Annotated in this window: 10 protein-coding genes; 8 read left to right on the top strand and 2 right to left on the bottom strand. The window is 58.7% G+C overall.

From position 1 onward, the window contains the following. Positions 1 to 37: 37 nt before the first annotated feature. Positions 38 to 3,928: a DNA-directed RNA polymerase subunit beta' gene (locus ACFP6B_RS10210; protein WP_237185974.1), complete on the top strand. Its 3,891-nt coding sequence runs from the start codon at positions 38 to 40 to the stop codon at positions 3,926 to 3,928. A gap of 133 nt (positions 3,929 to 4,061) precedes the next feature. Here the strand turns inward: ACFP6B_RS10210 and ACFP6B_RS10205 are convergent, their stop codons facing one another. Next, positions 4,062 to 4,967 (bottom strand): shikimate dehydrogenase, encoded by a 906-nt coding sequence (locus ACFP6B_RS10205; RefSeq protein WP_377129710.1) that lies wholly within the window; start codon positions 4,965 to 4,967, stop codon positions 4,062 to 4,064. Between the two features lie 155 nt (positions 4,968 to 5,122). Between ACFP6B_RS10205 and ACFP6B_RS10200 the strand changes: the two genes are divergently transcribed. The 5 genes from ACFP6B_RS10200 (at position 5,123) to tuf (ending at position 12,081) form a co-directional block, all read left to right on the top strand. Further along, positions 5,123 to 7,213 carry a neutral/alkaline non-lysosomal ceramidase N-terminal domain-containing protein gene (locus ACFP6B_RS10200; RefSeq protein ID WP_377129708.1) on the top strand — a complete coding sequence of 697 codons (2,091 nt, stop codon included), beginning with the start codon at positions 5,123 to 5,125 and terminating at the stop codon, positions 7,211 to 7,213. A 450-nt stretch (positions 7,214 to 7,663) separates the two neighbouring features. Continuing rightward, entirely contained in the window at positions 7,664 to 8,038 is a 375-nt protein-coding gene (gene rpsL, locus ACFP6B_RS10195) for a 30S ribosomal protein S12 (RefSeq protein ID WP_083090707.1), read from the top strand. Continuing rightward, complete coding sequence (gene rpsG / locus ACFP6B_RS10190; protein WP_135012878.1) at positions 8,038 to 8,508, top strand: 30S ribosomal protein S7; 471 nt, start codon at positions 8,038 to 8,040, stop codon at positions 8,506 to 8,508. Before rpsL ends, rpsG begins: the two co-directional genes overlap by 1 nt. A gap of 74 nt (positions 8,509 to 8,582) precedes the next feature. After that, the gene (fusA, locus tag ACFP6B_RS10185) at positions 8,583 to 10,697 is read left to right on the top strand and encodes an elongation factor G (RefSeq protein WP_237185977.1); all 2,115 of its coding nucleotides are present in this window, start codon (positions 8,583 to 8,585) and stop codon (positions 10,695 to 10,697) included. A 193-nt stretch (positions 10,698 to 10,890) separates the two neighbouring features. Continuing rightward, positions 10,891 to 12,081, top strand: coding sequence for an elongation factor Tu (tuf, locus tag ACFP6B_RS10180; RefSeq protein ID WP_185174279.1), 1,191 nt, complete (start codon positions 10,891 to 10,893; stop codon positions 12,079 to 12,081). Between the two features lie 134 nt (positions 12,082 to 12,215). Here tuf and ACFP6B_RS10175 read toward each other — a convergent pair whose 3' ends face one another. Then, positions 12,216 to 15,446 carry a hypothetical protein gene (locus ACFP6B_RS10175; protein WP_377129704.1) on the bottom strand — a complete coding sequence of 1,077 codons (3,231 nt, stop codon included), beginning with the start codon at positions 15,444 to 15,446 and terminating at the stop codon, positions 12,216 to 12,218. 491 nt (positions 15,447 to 15,937) lie between these two features. Here ACFP6B_RS10175 and rpsJ point away from each other — a divergent pair, with 491 nt between their 5' ends. Together rpsJ and rplC are read left to right on the top strand one after the other, a co-directional pair. After that, positions 15,938 to 16,246, top strand: coding sequence for a 30S ribosomal protein S10 (rpsJ, locus tag ACFP6B_RS10170; RefSeq protein ID WP_068169589.1), 309 nt, complete (start codon positions 15,938 to 15,940; stop codon positions 16,244 to 16,246). 14 nt (positions 16,247 to 16,260) lie between these two features. Then, positions 16,261 to 16,917: a 50S ribosomal protein L3 gene (rplC, locus tag ACFP6B_RS10165; protein WP_135012885.1), complete on the top strand. Its 657-nt coding sequence runs from the start codon at positions 16,261 to 16,263 to the stop codon at positions 16,915 to 16,917. The last annotated feature ends 1 nt before the right edge of the window (position 16,918 follow it).

Here is a 16,918-nt window from a genome sequence, read left to right as displayed (position 1 = left end):
CAAGACTTCAAAACACTAGGAAAGAGATAAGGACCAAATGTCCAACGAATCTTCACTTGGTTTGATGCGTATTGGCCTGGCGACCTCCCAGAACATCCTGGACTGGTCGTACGGCGAGGTTAAGAAGCCCGAAACCATCAACTACCGAACCCTGAAGCCCGAGAAGGAAGGCCTCTTCGACGAGCGCATCTTCGGCCCTACCCGCGACTGGGAATGCTACTGCGGTAAGTACAAGCGCGTACGCTTCAAGGGCATCATCTGCGAGCGCTGTGGCGTAGAGGTAACCCGTGCCAAGGTGCGCCGCGAGCGCATGGGCCACATCGAGCTGGCAGCTCCCGTGACCCACATCTGGTACTTCAAGGGCGTGCCCTCACGTCTGGGCTACCTGCTTGACCTGGCTCCCAAGGACCTGGAAAAGATCATCTACTTCGCCGCCTACATGATTACCCATGTGGACGAAGAAGCCCGCCACGAGGACCTGCCCAACCTGCAGGCCGCCCACGACCGCGACAAGAAGGTCCTACAGGACCAGCTCGCAGCCGACATCAACCTGATCGCCCGCGAAACCGAAGAGGAACTCGCCAAGATCGAGGCTGACGGTGGCAAGGCCGCAGAAAAGCGCAAGCTGCGTGACGCAGCCGAGCGCCAGATGGCGTCCGTCCGCAAGAACGCAGAACGCGAAATCGAGCAGCTCGACCGCATCTGGGACCGCTTCAAGAACCTCAAGGTCGCTGACCTTGAAGGTGATGAGGCCCTCTACCGTGGCATGGTCGACAAGTACGGCATGTACTTCGAAGGTTCCATGGGTGCAGAAGCAATCAAGAAGCGTCTTGAGAACTTCGACATGGAAGCCGAAGCAGAGGCACTCAAGGACATCATCCAGACCGGTAAGGGCCAGAAGAAGACCCGCGCCCTCAAGCGTCTGAAGGTTGTCAACGCCTTCCTGACCACCGACAACTCCCCGCTCGGTATGGTACTGGACTACGTTCCCGTCATCCCGCCGGAATTGCGCCCCATGGTGCAGCTCGACGGTGGCCGCTTCGCGACCTCCGACCTGAATGACCTCTACCGCCGCGTCATCAACCGCAACAACCGCCTCAAGCGTCTGCTGGAACTCGGTGCCCCCGAGATCATCGTCAACAACGAAAAGCGCATGCTGCAGGAAGCTGTTGACTCCCTCTTCGACAACGGCCGTCGCGGTCGCCCTGTCACCGGTCCCGGTAACCGCCCCCTCAAGTCCCTCTCTGACATGCTCAAGGGTAAGCAGGGTCGTTTCCGCCAGAACCTGCTGGGTAAGCGCGTTGACTACTCGGGTCGTTCCGTTATCGTCGGTGGCCCCACCCTGCAGATGCACCAGTGTGGCCTGCCCAAGCAGATGGCTCTGGAGCTCTTCAAGCCCTTCGTCATGAAGCGCCTGGTTGACCTCAACCACGCCCAGAACATCAAGTCTGCAAAGCGCATGGTCGAGCGTTTCCGCCCCCAGGTGTGGGACGTTCTCGAAGAGATCATCACCGAGCACCCCGTGCTGCTGAATCGCGCACCCACCCTGCACCGCCTGGGTATTCAGGCCTTCGAACCCCAGCTGGTCGAAGGTAAGGCTATCCAGCTGCACCCCCTGGTCTGTTCAGCATTCAACGCTGACTTCGACGGCGACCAGATGGCAGTCCACCTGCCCCTGTCACCCGAGGCTCAGGCCGAGGCCCGCATCCTCATGCTGTCCTCCAACAACATCCTGAAGCCCTCCGATGGCCGCCCCGTTGCGGTACCTGACCAGGACATGATTATCGGTCTCTTCCACCTGACCACCGCCCGTGACGGTGAAAAGAACGAAGGCCGCCTCTTCTCGTCCTACGCTGAAGCCATCATGGCCATGGACCGCCACGAGATTGAGCTCTACACCAAGGTCAAGATCGTGCTGGACGACTTCGTACCCTACGAGGGCTGGGAAGCCCCCGAAGGCTACGAGCCCGGTCAGCCCGTCCTGGTAGAAACTACCGTCGGTCAGGTCATCTTCAACGAGACCCTGCCCGCCGACTACCCCTGGTACACCGGCATTGCCGACAAGAAGTCCCTGGGTGCCCTCATTAACGACCTTGCTGAGAAGTACCCCATGCACGTGGTAGCCAAGACCCTTGATGCCCTCAAGAACACCGGCTTCTACTACGCTTCACGCTCAGGTGTGACTGTTGCGGTTTCCGATATCGCAGCGCCCCCCACCAAGCCCGCCATTATGGAAGGCTACGAAGAGCAGGCTGCCAACATCGAATCCCAGTTCGCCATGGGTCTGATCGACGACGTCGAACGCCGTACCGAACTGATCGACATTTGGACCAAGGCAACCGACGAGGTCGCCGAGGCCATGAAGGAAAACCTGGCTGAGAAGAACACCACCATTAACCGCATGGTCACCTCCGGTGCACGCGGTAACTGGATGCAGGTTCGTCAGATTGCAGGTATCCGTGGTCTGGTGTCCAACACCAAGGGTGAGATTATGCCCCGCCCGATTAAGTCTTCCTACCGTGAAGGCCTGTCGGTTCTGGAGTACTTCATCGCAACCCACGGTGCTCGTAAGGGTCTGGCAGATACCGCGTTGCGTACCGCAAACTCCGGTTACCTGACCCGTCGTCTGGTTGACGTTTCTCAGGACGTCATCGTGCGCGAGCACGACTGTGGCACCCGCCGCGGTCTGACCCTGCCCCTGATCGAGAAGGACGCCTCTGGCAAGGTTTCCCTGCACGAGAACGTCGAGTCCTCAATTCACGGTCGCGCTCTGGCTGTTGACGTTGTGGCTGAAGACGGTACCGTTCTGGCTGCTGCTGGCGCCGACGTCTCAGATATCGTCATTGACGACCTGTTCAAGGCCGGTATCGAAGAGGTTCGCGTCCGCTCCGTCCTGACCTGTGAGTCAGCAGTTGGTGTTTGTGCCCTCTGCTACGGCCGCTCCATGGCCTCAGGCAACCTGGTCGACATTGGTGAGGCCGTCGGTATTATCGCGGCTCAGTCCATTGGTGAGCCCGGTACCCAGCTGACCATGCGTACCTTCCACACCGGTGGTGTCGCATCGGCTGACGATATTACCCAGGGTCTGCCCCGTATTCAGGAACTCTTCGAGGCCCGCACCCCCAAGGGTGTTGCCCCGATTTCAGAGGTCACCGGTCGCGTTACCATCGAGGACACCGACAAGTCCCTCAAGGTCGTTGTCACCCCCGATAACGGCGATGACCCGGTAGCCTACCCCGTGCTGCGTCGTGCCCGCCTGGAAGTTGCTGAAGGTGACCACATCACCGTCGGTACCCAGCTGGTCGCCGGTGCTGTTGACCCCAAGGAGATTCTGCGTATTCGCGGTCCCCGTGAGGCTCAGAAGCACCTGGTGGACGAGGTCCAGGGCGTTTACCGCTCCCAGGGTGTAGGCATCCACGATAAGCACGTTGAGGTTATCGTTCGCCAGATGCTGCGTCGTATCACCGTCATCGACTCCGGTGAGACCAACCTGCTCCCCGGTGAGCTGGTTGAGAACATCGCCTTCCAGAACGCCAACCGTGCGGCTCTGGCTGAGGGTAAGCGTCCTGCCTCAGGTCGCCCCGAGATGATGGGTATTACCAAGGCGTCACTGGCTACCGAGTCCTGGCTGTCTGCCGCGTCCTTCCAGGAAACCACTCGCGTCCTTACCCAGGCTGCGATGGAAGGTAAGGAAGACCCGCTGGTCGGCCTCAAGGAAAACGTCATCATCGGTAAGCTCATCCCCGCTGGTACTGGCCTTGCCATGTACAACGACATCGAGGTAGAGCCCACCGATGAGGCTCGCGAGGCTCTGTTTGCTCAGACCGCAACTCCCTACAATGATTTCAGCTACGCCGAGACCAACGAGGGTGCTATCAGCCCCGAGTTCCAGGCTATTCCGCTGGATGACTACGAGTTCGGTAAGTAAACCGTCCGCCGTTAGCCCGGTATAGGTAAGGCCCTTCCCCGCATTTCTGCGGGGGAGGGCCTTGCTTGTAGGGGTATGTTTAGTCTGCGCGAAGAAACAGGCGGACGGACGGGCGCCTGTTTGCGGGGAAATCTTAGGTGAGCTGGTTGCCCTGTGCTGCCAGGAGCCTTTCGAAGTGAGTCAGGAGTTCTGCCCTGTCTGGGCTCAGGCCGGTGATGAGTTCAAAGGCATCGGCTGCCTGTCCCACTGCCATGAGCCCGCCGGGTAGTACCCTGCACCCTATAGAACGAGCCTTCTGTATGAGCGGGGTGTTCTGGGGCAGGTAGATGACGTCAAAGACCCAGAGGCCCGAGTGGAGGTAGTCCAGGGGCAGGGGAGTGCCGGGGTGGTGGTGCATGCCGATGGGGGTGGCGTTGACTAGGCCGGTTGAGGCGGCAAGGGCTTCAGCAAGCTCGGCTTCGGTGACGGTGCGGACGGTTGCGCCCGGGTAGAGCGCCGCCAGCTGCTGGGCCTTGGTTGAAGACCTTTCAATATCGACATCAAATAGATTGAGCGTTCTAGTTCCTAAACTCAGCAGGGCATCTGCGGTGGCAGAGCCCGCCCCGCCGACACCCAGCTGGGTGACGGTTGCCAGATCCTCGGGGGCTGGGGCCAGCCCCTGGGTTAGTGCAGAAGCAAAACCACTCACATCGGTGTTGTACCCGATGAGCCTTCCCTCCCGCGCTACCACCGTATTGACAGCCCCCAGCCGGGCTGCGGCGTCCGACACCTCATCGAGGTGCTCCAGAACAGCCTGCTTGTAGGGGAAGGTGATATTGAAAGCGTTAAAGCCAAAGTCAAACCCCCAGTGCAGCAGATCTCCCACGGGCAGTACACCCGCTGCTCGCGCCCCGGGGCCCAGAGCATCAAGGTCGATAGGGCGGTAGAGATAGCGCACACCTGCCCGGTCTGCTGCGAACTCGTGCAGGGGCGGAGTAAGAGAGGCCGTGATGCCGCTACCTAGCAGGCCGACCAGGTAAGACTCGTTGGGGGTGCTCACTCGTGCTGTCCTTTGCGTGGGGTTAAAGTTCTTCCGTTCTACCACGAATCGCGGGGCAAGCCCAGCTAGCTGGAAGAGGCCCCGGTCGGTAGGCTTAGGGGAGCACACACGGGCGGGCTCCACCCGCCTATCTTTTCGCACATCTTGAGGGTTGAATGAAACTATCACGACATGTAGGGGTCAAGCTCGGCGTCTTTGGGGCTGCCCTATCGCTAGCTGCCGGGGCCTATCTGATCCCGTCCCAGGCCGACGTTGAACTAACGCCAGCGGGTGTCAATGCCCAGAGCCTGGCTCAGCTGGTGAACTCCACCCAGCCAACCGCCACGAACCCCTACCTGGTCGGGGCGGGCGTTGCCGATATCACCGGTGAGGTCGCCGAGGTGGCCTTCGTGGGCTACGGTACCGATACCCAGAAGGGCTCGGGTATTCATACCCGCCAGTACGCCCGCGCCTTCGTGGTCATTGACCCTGCTAGCGGCTCCCGCAACCTGATTGTGGTGCTTGATGCTCTAAGCGCCTGGAATAGCATTCGTGCTGAACTGGTGAACCGTATTCAGGCTGAGCTCGGCCCCGAGTTCACCGAAGCGAACATCATGATTACGGCCTCCCACAGCCACGCCACCCCCGGCGGCGTGAGCAAGGACGTGCTCTACAACCTGGCAACCCTGGGCTTCAACGAACCCACCTTCAATAACCAGGTCAACGGGTCTATGCAGGCTATCCGCGAGGCCCTGTCCGACCTGGCCCCCGGCAACGTGACGGTCTCCAGCAGCCAGCTCACCGGTGTGGGCGTCAATCGATCGGCGGTGGCCCTGGAACAAGACCCGGCTAACCTCACCGACGAACTCATCAACGGGGTAGACCCCACCAGCACCACCTTCCGTTTTGAGCACGACGGGGTGACCCGCGCCGTCCTGAACTGGTTCGCTATTCACCCCACTTCTCTGACCAACCAGAACACCCTGGTCTCTTCAGATAACAAGGGCTATGCCCAGTACCTGCTCGAAACCGTAGACCACGGGGTCAACCTGAACGCGGGCGCTGAAGATGACGCTTTCATCGCGGCCTTTGCTAACAGCAACACCGGTGACGTCTCGCCCAACACCATGCTGCAGCCGGGTATGGGCCCCACCAACGACATGTTCACCAACCTTGAGATTCAGGGAACCAAGCAGGCGGACGCCGTCCGCACCCAGCTAGCAAGCGCAGGTACTCCAGTGGGGCAGGGCCTGGACTCCCGCATCACCTACGTGGACTTCTCCAAGGTGCAGGTGGACGCCCGGTGGACGGGCAGCGGCTACGCGGGCTCTACCTGTAATGCCTCGCTGGGTGCCCCCTTTGCCGCCGGTAGCGTGGAGGATGGCCCCGGCGCAGCCGGCTTCAATGAGGGAGTTAACGCCAATAAGGTCTGGAGCGACTTCAACTGGCTGGCCTACAGCTCATCTGCCAGCTTGAGCGCCTGCCAGTACCCCAAGGCTAACCTGCTGGCCGTCCACGAGAAGGTACAGCAGAAGCTGCCGGTGCAGGTCATGCGCTTCGGTAACTACTACCTGCTGGGTATGCCCGGTGAGCACAACGGTGCGGTCGGTGTTCAGTACCGCCAGGATATGGCGGCTCTGTTGGGAGTCGATGAGTCACAGATTATCGTGCAGGGCTACACCAACGCCTACAGCCACTATGTGACGACTCCGCAGGAATACGTTTCGCAGCAGTACGAGGGTGGGGCCACCGTATTCGGTATCAATACCATGGGGGCCTTCCGCCAGACCCTCAACACCGTTGCAACTTCCCTGCGCGATGGCACCGAGCTGCCCCTGGGCGATAAGCCCACTGTACGCACCCCCATGAAGAGCGCTGTGGGTAAGGTCTGGTACGACCTGCCCGGCGCTGGCCACTACTACGGTAAGGTGCTCACCCAGCCCGCCAACACGGCCCGGGGTGCAACCGTCAGCGCCCTCTTTGTGGGTGCCCACCCCAACAACGACCAGCAGCTGAACTCCAGCTACCTTGAAGTTCAGCGTCTAGAGGGTAACCAGTGGGTGACCGTAGCCGGCGATAATGACCCGGCCACCCGCTTCCGCTGGAAGCGGCACCTGGCAGCCCAGTCCCGCGTAACCATCGAATGGCAGATCCCTGCCGATGCGGTTCCCGGTACCTACCGAATCCTTTACCACGGGGATTCCAAGAACGGGGTCGGCACCATCACCCCCTTCACCGGAGCAACCCAGAACTTCACCGTCAGCTAGGCGGGCAGGTTCTTTTAGGACGCGGACGCCGGTGCCCCCTTCCCCCGGGCAGGGGAGGGGAGCGCCGGCGTCCTTGCGCTTTTAAAAGCCTTAAGTGCCAGACATCACCCGATTAAAGAGCTTAAAGCTGCCCCCAGAGCACGCAGGGGGTAGATTAAGCCTTTCTAACCAGCTAGAGTAGTACCTGGAGTACTTAGCAGTAGTATCTACTGCCCGCACAGACACGTTCTGAGCAGTACATAAGAACCAATGGCAGAATGGACACCGTCCTTTGGCCTTGTTCGCCCGGGCATCTAGCCCGAACAGCGATCTTGAGGCCTAAATGCCATTTTTTGTTGTGTCTGGGCTCCTGCTAAGTCATAAAGATTTTCTTTTGCGCTTATCCCAAGTGACAGAAGGCAAGTAAACCGGTAGCCCCTAACGGGGCCGCCGATACCAAACGGAGAACAAGTGCCTACAATTCAGCAGTTGGTCCGTAAGGGCCGTGCACCCAAGGTCGTAAAGACCAAGGCGCCCGCACTTAAGGGCAACCCCATGAAGCGTGGCGTATGCACCCGTGTATACACCACCACCCCGAAGAAGCCGAACTCAGCACTGCGTAAGGTCGCACGTGTTAAGCTCAACGGCGGCGTCGAGGTTACCGCATACATCCCCGGTGAGGGCCACAACCTTCAGGAACACTCCATCGTGCTCGTTCGCGGTGGTCGTGTGAAGGACCTCCCCGGTGTTCGTTACAAGATTGTACGTGGCGCACTGGATACCCAGGGCGTTAAGGGCCGCGGTCAGGCTCGTTCACGCTACGGCGCAAAGAAGGAGAAGAAGTAATGCCTCGTAAGGGTCCCGCTCCTAAGCGTCCCCTCGTAAACGACCCCGTTTACGGCTCACCGCTGGTTACCCAGCTCATCAACAAGGTTCTGCTGGACGGCAAGAAGTCAACCGCTGAGCGCATCGTTTACGGTGCCCTCGAAGGCGTTGCCCAGAAGACCGGTGCAGACCCCGTAGTAACCCTCAAGAAGGCAATGGACAACGTCAAGCCTTCACTCGAGGTTCGCTCACGCCGCGTTGGCGGCGCGACCTACCAGGTCCCCGTCGAAGTTCGTGCAGGCCGCGCAACCGCTCTGGCCCTGCGCTGGCTCGTTGGCTTCTCAAAGCTCCGCCGCGAGAAGACCATGACCGAGCGTCTCATGAACGAGATCCTGGATGCATCCAACGGTCTCGGTGCCGCTGTGAAGCGTCGCGAAGACACTCACAAGATGGCCGAGTCCAACAAGGCCTTCGCACACTACCGCTGGTAATTTCTTCGTAGCCTGCCGTTATTACATACGTACATAGCGGCAGGCTTTCGGAGTTTCTCACAAGGGAGAACAAAGTGGCACTAGACGTGCTTACCGACCTGAATAAGGTCCGCAACATCGGTATTATGGCGCACATTGACGCCGGTAAGACCACCACCACCGAACGCATCCTCTTCTACACCGGTATCAACCACAAGATCGGTGAAACCCACGACGGTGCGTCCACCATGGACTGGATGGCTCAGGAACAGGAACGCGGTATTACCATTACCTCCGCGGCAACCACCTGCTTCTGGAAGAACAACCAGATCAACATCATCGACACCCCCGGCCACGTTGACTTCACCGTTGAAGTTGAGCGTTCACTGCGCGTCCTCGACGGCGCTGTTGCAGTGTTCGACGGCAAGGAAGGCGTTGAGCCCCAGTCTGAAACCGTTTGGCGCCAGGCTGACAAGTACGAAGTTCCCCGCATCTGCTTCGTCAACAAGATGGACAAGCTGGGTGCAGACTTCTACTTCACCGTAGACACCATCGTCAAGCGCCTCGGCGCTAAGCCCCTCGTTATGCAGCTGCCCATCGGCGCTGAAAACGACTTCATCGGCGTCGTTGACCTGCTCACCATGCAGGCCTACGTCTGGCCCGGCGATGCCAAGGGTGACGTTACCATGGGTGCTTCCTACGAAATCCAGGAAATCCCCGCTGACCTGCAGGAAAAGGCAGAACAGTACCGTGCCGAGCTCGTTGAAAACGTAGCAGAAGCCTCTGAAGACCTCATGGAAAAGTACCTCGAAGAGGGCGAACTGACCATCGAGGAAATCAAGGCAGGCGTTCGCGCCCTGACCGTTGCTAACGAAGCCTACCCCGTCTTCTGTGGCTCAGCATTCAAGAACCGCGGTGTTCAGCCCATGCTCGACGCAGTTCTCGACTACCTGCCCTCACCGCTGGACGTCCCCGCGATGATCGGCCACCTGCCCTCTGATGAAGAGGTTGAGGTAACCCGTAAGCCCTCAGCTGACGAGCCCTTCGCAGCTCTGGCCTTCAAGGTTGCAGCACACCCCTTCTACGGTCAGCTGACCTACATCCGCGTTTACTCCGGTAAGGCAGAACAGGGCCAGCAGGTTCTGAATGCCACCAAGGGTAAGAAGGAACGTATCGGTAAGCTCTTCCAGATGCACTCCAACAAGGAGAACCCTGTTGAAGAGATCCAGGCAGGTCACATCTACGCAGCAATCGGTCTGAAGGACACCACCACCGGTGACACCCTCTGCGACACTGCTAACCCCGTAGTTCTGGAATCCATGACCTTCCCCGCCCCCGTGATCTTCGTGGCCATCGAGCCCAAGACCAAGGGCGACCAGGAGAAGATGTCAACCGCTATCCAGAAGCTGTCTGCTGAAGACCCCACCTTCACCGTTTCACTCAACGAAGAAACCGGCCAGACCGAAATCGGCGGCATGGGCGAGCTCCACCTCGACATCATCGTTGACCGTATGAAGCGCGAATTCAAGGTTGAGGCTAACGTTGGTAAGCCCCAGGTTGCTTACCGCGAAACCATCACCAAGAAGGTCGAGAAGGTCGACTACACCCACAAGAAGCAGACCGGTGGTTCCGGTCAGTTCGCGAAGGTTCAGGTCTCCTTCGAACCCATCGCCCTCGATGCTGAAGAGCTCTACGAGTTCGACAACGTCGTCACCGGTGGTCGTGTTCCCCGCGAATACATCCCCTCCGTTGACGCCGGTATCCAGGACGCAATGCAGCTCGGTATCCTCGCTGGCTACCCCGTTGTTGGTGTCAAGGCAACCCTGATCGACGGTGCTTACCACGATGTTGACTCGTCTGAAATGGCCTTCAAGATCGCTGGTTCAATGGTCTTCAAGGAAGGCGCACGTCGCGCTGCTCCCGTCCTGCTGGAGCCCCTGATGGCTGTTGAAGTACGTACCCCCGAGGACTACATGGGCGACGTTATCGGTGACCTGAACTCACGTCGTGGTCAGATTCAGTCCATGGAAGATGCAGCAGGCGTCAAGATCGTTCACGCTCTTGTACCGCTGTCAGAAATGTTCGGTTACATCGGTGACCTCCGTTCAAAGACCCAGGGTCGTGCAGTCTTCTCCATGGAGTTCGACAGCTACGCTGAGGTTCCCAAGAACGTCGCTGATGAAATCATCCAGAAGAGCCGCGGCGAGTAATTCTCACCCGGGTGCGGCTCACCCCGTGTGAGCCGCACCGCTTTTCAAAAAACCTTGTAATTGAACCCGTCTTCGGGTTTCGCCCCACCGGCCTTATCCGCTATTGTGGTAGCTAGACCGCCTTTTACGGCGGAGTGCGCCGGTGTGAAACCCGAGTGCAGGTTCTCAAATCTTCTCTATAGGAGGAATACTCTTGGCTAAGGCTAAGTTCGAGCGCTCCAAGCCTCACGTAAACGTCGGTACCATCGGTCACGTTGACCACGGTAAGACCACCCTGACCGCTGCAATCTCCAAGGTTCTGGCTGACAAGTACCCTGACCTGAACGAGCAGCGCGACTTCGGTATGATCGACTCCGCTCCTGAAGAGCGCCAGCGCGGTATTACCATCAACATTGCTCACATCGAGTACCAGACCGAGAAGCGTCACTACGCACACGTTGACGCCCCCGGTCACGCTGACTACGTCAAGAACATGATCACCGGTGCTGCTCAGATGGACGGCGCAATCCTCGTTGTTGCTGCCACCGACGGCCCCATGGCTCAGACCCGCGAGCACGTTCTGCTGGCTCGCCAGGTTGGCGTTCCCACCCTGCTCGTTGCTCTGAACAAGTCAGACATGGTTGAGGACGAGGAACTGCTCGACCTCGTTGAAATGGAAGTTCGCGAACTGCTCTCCTCACAGGAGTTCGACGGTGACAACGCTCCCGTTGTTCGCGTTTCCGCTCTGAAGGCTCTCGAAGGTGACCCCGAGTGGGTTGCTAAGGTTGAAGAGCTCATGGACGAGGTTGACAACTACATTCCGGACCCCGTTCGTGAGAAGGACAAGCCCTTCCTCATGCCCATCGAAGACGTCTTCACCATCACCGGTCGCGGTACCGTTGTTACCGGTCGCGCCGAGCGCGGTACCCTGAAGATCAACTCCGAAGTTGAGATCGTTGGTATCCGCCCCATCCAGAAGACCACCGTTACCGGTATCGAGATGTTCCACAAGCAGCTCGACGAAGCATGGGCAGGCGAGAACTGTGGTCTGCTGCTTCGCGGTCTGAAGCGCGACGACGTAGAGCGTGGCCAGGTTGTTGTTGAGCCCGGCTCAATCACCCCCCACACCCAGTTCGAGGCTAACGTCTACATCCTTTCCAAGGATGAAGGCGGCCGCCACAACCCCTTCTACTCGAACTACCGCCCCCAGTTCTACTTCCGCACCACCGACGTTACCGGTGTTATCACCCTTCCCGAGGGCACCGAAATGGTTATGCCCGGCGACAACACTGAGATGACCGTTGAGCTCATCCAGGAAATCGCAATGGAAGAGGGCCTCGGCTTCGCAATCCGCGAAGGTGGCCGCACCGTTGGTTCAGGTCGCGTTACCAAGATCATCAAGTAAGTTCCTTACTTCCCGATCTGAACTCCTGCTAGCGTCCAGCTAGCGGAGGGCGATAGAGGGCTGGCCCCCGCAGAGCAATCTGCGGGGGCCAGCCCCTTTTTTGTTTCTTGATGAGCCCCTGATAAGCAGCGTGTCTATTGATGCTTAGCCCAGGGGATAACCGGAGTCTCACGATTGCCCTGGCTCTGGGGCTGGACCTGGTTCTGAGGCTGGCTCTGGCTCTGGGCTTGAGGCTGCATTGCAGGTTCTTCTGCCCGAGCAAGGAGCCGCCAGATAACGAGCCCCATGAGAACAAAGCCCAGGAAGAGGAGCGACCAGGCATTTAAACCGTCTAAGACATAGAGCACCTGGTAGGTCAGCAGTAGAGCCGTGAGGGGAGGAGCCAACTTTTTCCCTACCATGGCGGAGGCCCCGAGAAGCGTGCCGGTGGCAGCAAGCAGCAAAATCGTATCGTAGGGGGCTAGATAGGGATAGTTGAAAGGGAGAATGAGCAGGCTATAGAAGACCTGGGCGCTAAAGGCTAACCAGAAAAGACGGGCAGGGCGATTGCTCAGACGCGGGACGCCAGCAGGCTGGGCACGCATCCATATCGGTAGCACATCAGGGCGGCCTACCATGGCCAAAAGTGCACAGCTGAGGGTGAGGGCCTGGAAGAAGTAGAACACCCCGTTATCCATATCGTGATAGAGCAGGGTCTTCAGGAGCAGGTTATTGAGCCCTAGAAGCAGGATTGCGGGCCGGGCGGCAGGGGAGACCAGCAGGAACCAGGCTAGGGTGAAAAGCAGAATAAGAACCAGCGAGAGCGGGAAGCTTTCATCGGAGAAGTAGGGGTAGAGCCCGGTGAAGTGAGCGATAATCAGACCGGTGAGTGACATGGCCCGGTTGTGCTGGTAGCCCCACCGTCCTAGCGGGTCAGCAGGGCGTACGCGCAGAGGCACACGACCCGGAACAGGAGGACGGGCAGCTTGTGCTGCCGGGGCTAGAGCTGCCAACAGGGTTGTAGTTACTAGAATGCTCACCGTAATCCAGGTCAGAACAGCGACGTTGCTGAGGCTGGTGAGCCCCCATAGCAGGGTAGCTAGGCCCGTGGTGAGGGCAACCGAGATAAGGGCTGACTGGGCAGCCAGGACGCCCTGGGTGCGTGGTACTCGCAGCCAGGTGAGAGCAAGCGCCAGGAGTATGAGGGAGCCAAGAGCCGTGCTCGGGTTCCAAGCGGTATCAATAAGGAATAGGGCCACTGCGGCAGAACTCCAGCTCAAGCAAAGACCCAGGATGTACTCCACCGGGCTCTGAGACGGAGTTCTATCAAAGAGCAAGAGTATGGAGCTCAGGGCAAGGGCTGCGGTAAAGCTAAGGAGGAGCAACAACAGGCTACGACCGGTGAAGGAAGAAAAACTCATCAGCACGACAGCGGCGCCCACCAAGTAGATCCTCAAGGTAACCAGAGCATGAGAACGTGCTAAATGATTAAGCAGGGGGAGAGCAGCCAGGACGCCTGCCGCCGCAACTGCCAGGGTGAGAAGATTGTACTCAGCCGGTAGCGGACCTGTGCACAGCATGATGAGCGCAAGGGGCACAACCACATAGAACGTGGTCAAAAGCCCTACCGATTCAAGGCCGCTAGGGGAGCGTAGCTGGGCTGGGGCGTCCTTACTGTAGGGAGAAGTGAGGGGAGTAGCAGTCCTGCCCTGCATTGTGTGGGTACCCAGAGACCTGCTCAGGGTGAGAAGGGCAGCGCAGAGGGCCAGCCCAGTATAAATACCGAGTCCAAGGCTATGAATGCCGTACCCTATCGGTTCGGTATGAGCCATGAAGGTCAACGATACTGAGGGGCGCATCGTAATAGCTGCCGTTGTTCCGAGAAGGCCCGTGAGGAGAGCAAAAAAGGGGAAGGTCTGGGAGACAGGAAGACGCCTGTGGAGTGCAGCAGGTTTTGTTACCCGGGAACGCAGGAGCAGCTCGGCTAGGAGATAGCTGGCGGATGCTCCTGCCGCCAGGAGGACTAACCCAAGGTAACGGGGACTGCCCGCTACGAACCCTAGAGAAAGTACCGCGACAGCAGTAAGCGTGAGCGTGGCGAACTGGGCCCAACGGACGGAGCGCAAGCTGGTAGCGTTGCGGACGTCGATTGCTTGAGCACTACCGCTCGCTGCTGGCAGGCAGAAAGCCCCGAGCAGGAGGAGAGTAACCGCTAGGGGAGCCGGCGGTAGAACGAAAAATCCTATCCACGCCAGAGCTAAGGCACCTAGGGGAAGATGCTGACTGAGCTGGGTGCGGTAGGCCAAAATGCCGAGAGAGGCGCAGTTGGCGAGGCTGATGAGGCCCAGAAGCACAGTGCTTGAAAGATTCTCCTGCGTGAAAGAAGTCAGCGGTGTTGTGGGAGCGGTATCAATAAAGGTGGGAATTGCCTGCATCTGGTCTATGAGCCATGCGAGAGCAGAAGCAAGGAAGGGCTGGGCTAGTGCCCAGGTGATCCAAGCATCGATGTCCACCCGCCAGGGTAGGGGAAGCCTGGTCCCAGCCAGTACGAGCGCACTTGCCAGCAGGAAAAAGGCAACAGGAATAGAGAAAGGCAGCGGGGTGACGCTGCGTTCATGAAGCCACAGAGTTAGGGCAACTACCGCTAGAAAGGAATAGATGCGGGCCTGGAGGTAGTAGAGCCAGGTGGGCGGTTGCCTGAGCTGGGCTCCTGAATAAAGGGTCGCCAATGCCGCAATGATGCTGATTTCCCAGGGCGCCAGGCTGGTGTAGAAAAGGGCGGCGCCTACAGTTGCCGGAACGAAGACACGAGAAGCATCGAGAAAACCCGCGGCAAGTTGAGTAGGCATGCGGTCCTGGAAAGCCCGCAACCAGAGCGTAAGGGCGGTTGCAAGGACGAGGAGAGCAACGAAATACCAGATGAGTGCGACCTGCAGGTTCTTTGACATGGCCAGGACGTCAGAGACCAGAAATGCTAGGGCCAGGTAGCTCATAACCCGGGCCTGCATCAGGGCTAGGGCGCCACAGGCGGCAAGAGTGCCGATGCAGGAAACCAGTAACCAGAGTAGAGGCCCTGACTCCGGCCAGATGAGGGTGTAGAAAGCGAACCCGCACAGAGGGATAAGAGCTAGCGCCGTACCGGTAAAAGCATAGGACGCCAGCCGCAGCTTGGGAACCCAACGAAAGGTGCCCAGCCCCGCTGTATAGAAGAGGGCGGCAAGAGCAGACAGCAAAAAGGCCTGTTGCGGCGCTGTGGCCAGAGAGGTGGCCAGAAGCCCGGCGGCGCTGATAATCAGAAGACTGCCCAGGTATAGACCGATATTGAGCAGGATATTCTCACTAGAGTGTCGGTGAGATTGGGGCCGGAAATCTGGGTGTGTGCTCATAGCTTTATCCTAGTGAGGACGCGCACTATTGCTCGGTATATGACAGGCTTCTTCCCTCTTCTATGCAGTGCGCGGACGCCCGTGATTGAGTAGAAGATGAAAGGAAAAGCGGGCTGAATGTGGGGCTGGGCACTTCGCACAGAAAAACCTTGCGGGGAAGCTTGGACTCTGGCAAGATGGATAACGTTGTTCAAGCGCTTACCCCGTGAAAGTAGCCCTGATTCCTTCTCGAATCGGGTGAAGGTAAGCCCAAATATGACCCAATCGATCAGTTCGAGGGAAAAGTGCGCTCCTTTTTGCCCTGGCAAAAAAGCGACACGCCCGAGTTCGGGGGTCGGTGCCTCGGTAGGGTGAGGAACCCGGCAAACGTCGGATTCAGCCTACGCAGAGGTGGCGCGAAAGAGACGAAGAATCATCTCTTTACCTCAAGCGCCAGATAAAGGAGCAACCGCTCCGTTACAGGGAAGTAGACAAGAAAGAGAGTCCGACAGATGGCGGGACAGAAAATCCGCATCCGTCTGAAGTCATACGACCACGAGGTCATTGATTCTTCAGCTCGGAAAATCGTTGAGACAGTTACGCGTGCAGGCGCGACGGTAGTAGGCCCCGTGCCGCTGCCCACCGAAAAGAACGTTTACTGTGTTATCCGTTCGCCTCACAAGTACAAGGACAGCCGCGAGCACTTCGAAATGCGCACGCACAAGCGTCTGATCGACGTCGTTGATCCGACCCCCAAGGCTGTTGATGCCCTCATGCGTCTTGACCTTCCGGCAGACGTAAACATCGAAATCAAGCTGTAGAGGATCGCATCTAAATGACTAACAAGTTCGAGCGCCAGGTTAAGGGCCTGCTGGGCACCAAGCTTGGCATGACCCAGGTCTGGGACGAAAACGGCAAGTTCGTGCCCGTTACTGTCGTCAAGGCCGATTCCAACGTTATTACCCAGCTGCGCAACGCTGAGACCGATGGCTACGAAGCTATCCAGATCGGTTTCGGTGCAATCGAAGCTCGCAAGGTAACCAAGCCCCTCGCCGGTCACTTCGAGAAGGCAGGCGTAACTCCTCGCCGTCACCTCGTTGAACTGCGTACCTCAGACGCCGCTGAATACTCACTCGGTCAGGAACTGACCGTTGAGCTCTTCGAAGCAGGCCAGAAGGTCGACGTAGTTGGCAAGACCAAGGGTAAGGGCTTCGCCGGTGTTATGAAGCGTCACGGCTTCGCAGGTGTAGGTGCATCACACGGTGCCCACAAGAACCACCGTAAGCCCGGCTCAATCGGTGGCGCATCATACCCCGCACGCGTTTTCAAGGGTATGCGCATGGCAGGCCGTATGGGCGCTGCACGCCACACCACCATGAACCTCACTATTCAGGGTGTAGACGCCGAAAACAACGTTCTTCTGATCAAGGGTGCTATCCCCGGTCCTAAGGGCGGCGTTGTTCTGGTTCGCACCGCTGTGAAGGGAGCCTAAT

It is taken from the genome of Rothia nasimurium (assembly GCF_042660305.1).
Classification (GTDB): Bacteria; Actinomycetota; Actinomycetes; order Actinomycetales; family Micrococcaceae; genus Rothia; species Rothia nasimurium.
The sequence above is the reverse complement of the archived record's forward strand: the minus strand, read 5'-3'. Positions and strand labels throughout refer to the sequence as shown.

What these genes read in the sequence shown, in the direction of transcription:
- ACFP6B_RS10210 (WP_237185974.1), top strand. Translation starts at nt 38, where the DNA reads ATGTCCAACGAATCTTCACTTGGTTTGATGCGTATTGGCCTGGCGACC.
- ACFP6B_RS10200 (WP_377129708.1), top strand. Translation starts at nt 5,123, where the DNA reads ATGAAACTATCACGACATGTAGGGGTCAAGCTCGGCGTCTTTGGGGCT.
- rpsG (WP_135012878.1), top strand. Translation starts at nt 8,038, where the DNA reads ATGCCTCGTAAGGGTCCCGCTCCTAAGCGTCCCCTCGTAAACGACCCC.
- ACFP6B_RS10175 (WP_377129704.1), bottom strand. Translation starts at nt 15,446, where the DNA reads ATGAGCACACACCCAGATTTCCGGCCCCAATCTCACCGACACTCTAGT.
- rpsJ (WP_068169589.1), top strand. Translation starts at nt 15,938, where the DNA reads ATGGCGGGACAGAAAATCCGCATCCGTCTGAAGTCATACGACCACGAG.
- rplC (WP_135012885.1), top strand. Translation starts at nt 16,261, where the DNA reads ATGACTAACAAGTTCGAGCGCCAGGTTAAGGGCCTGCTGGGCACCAAG.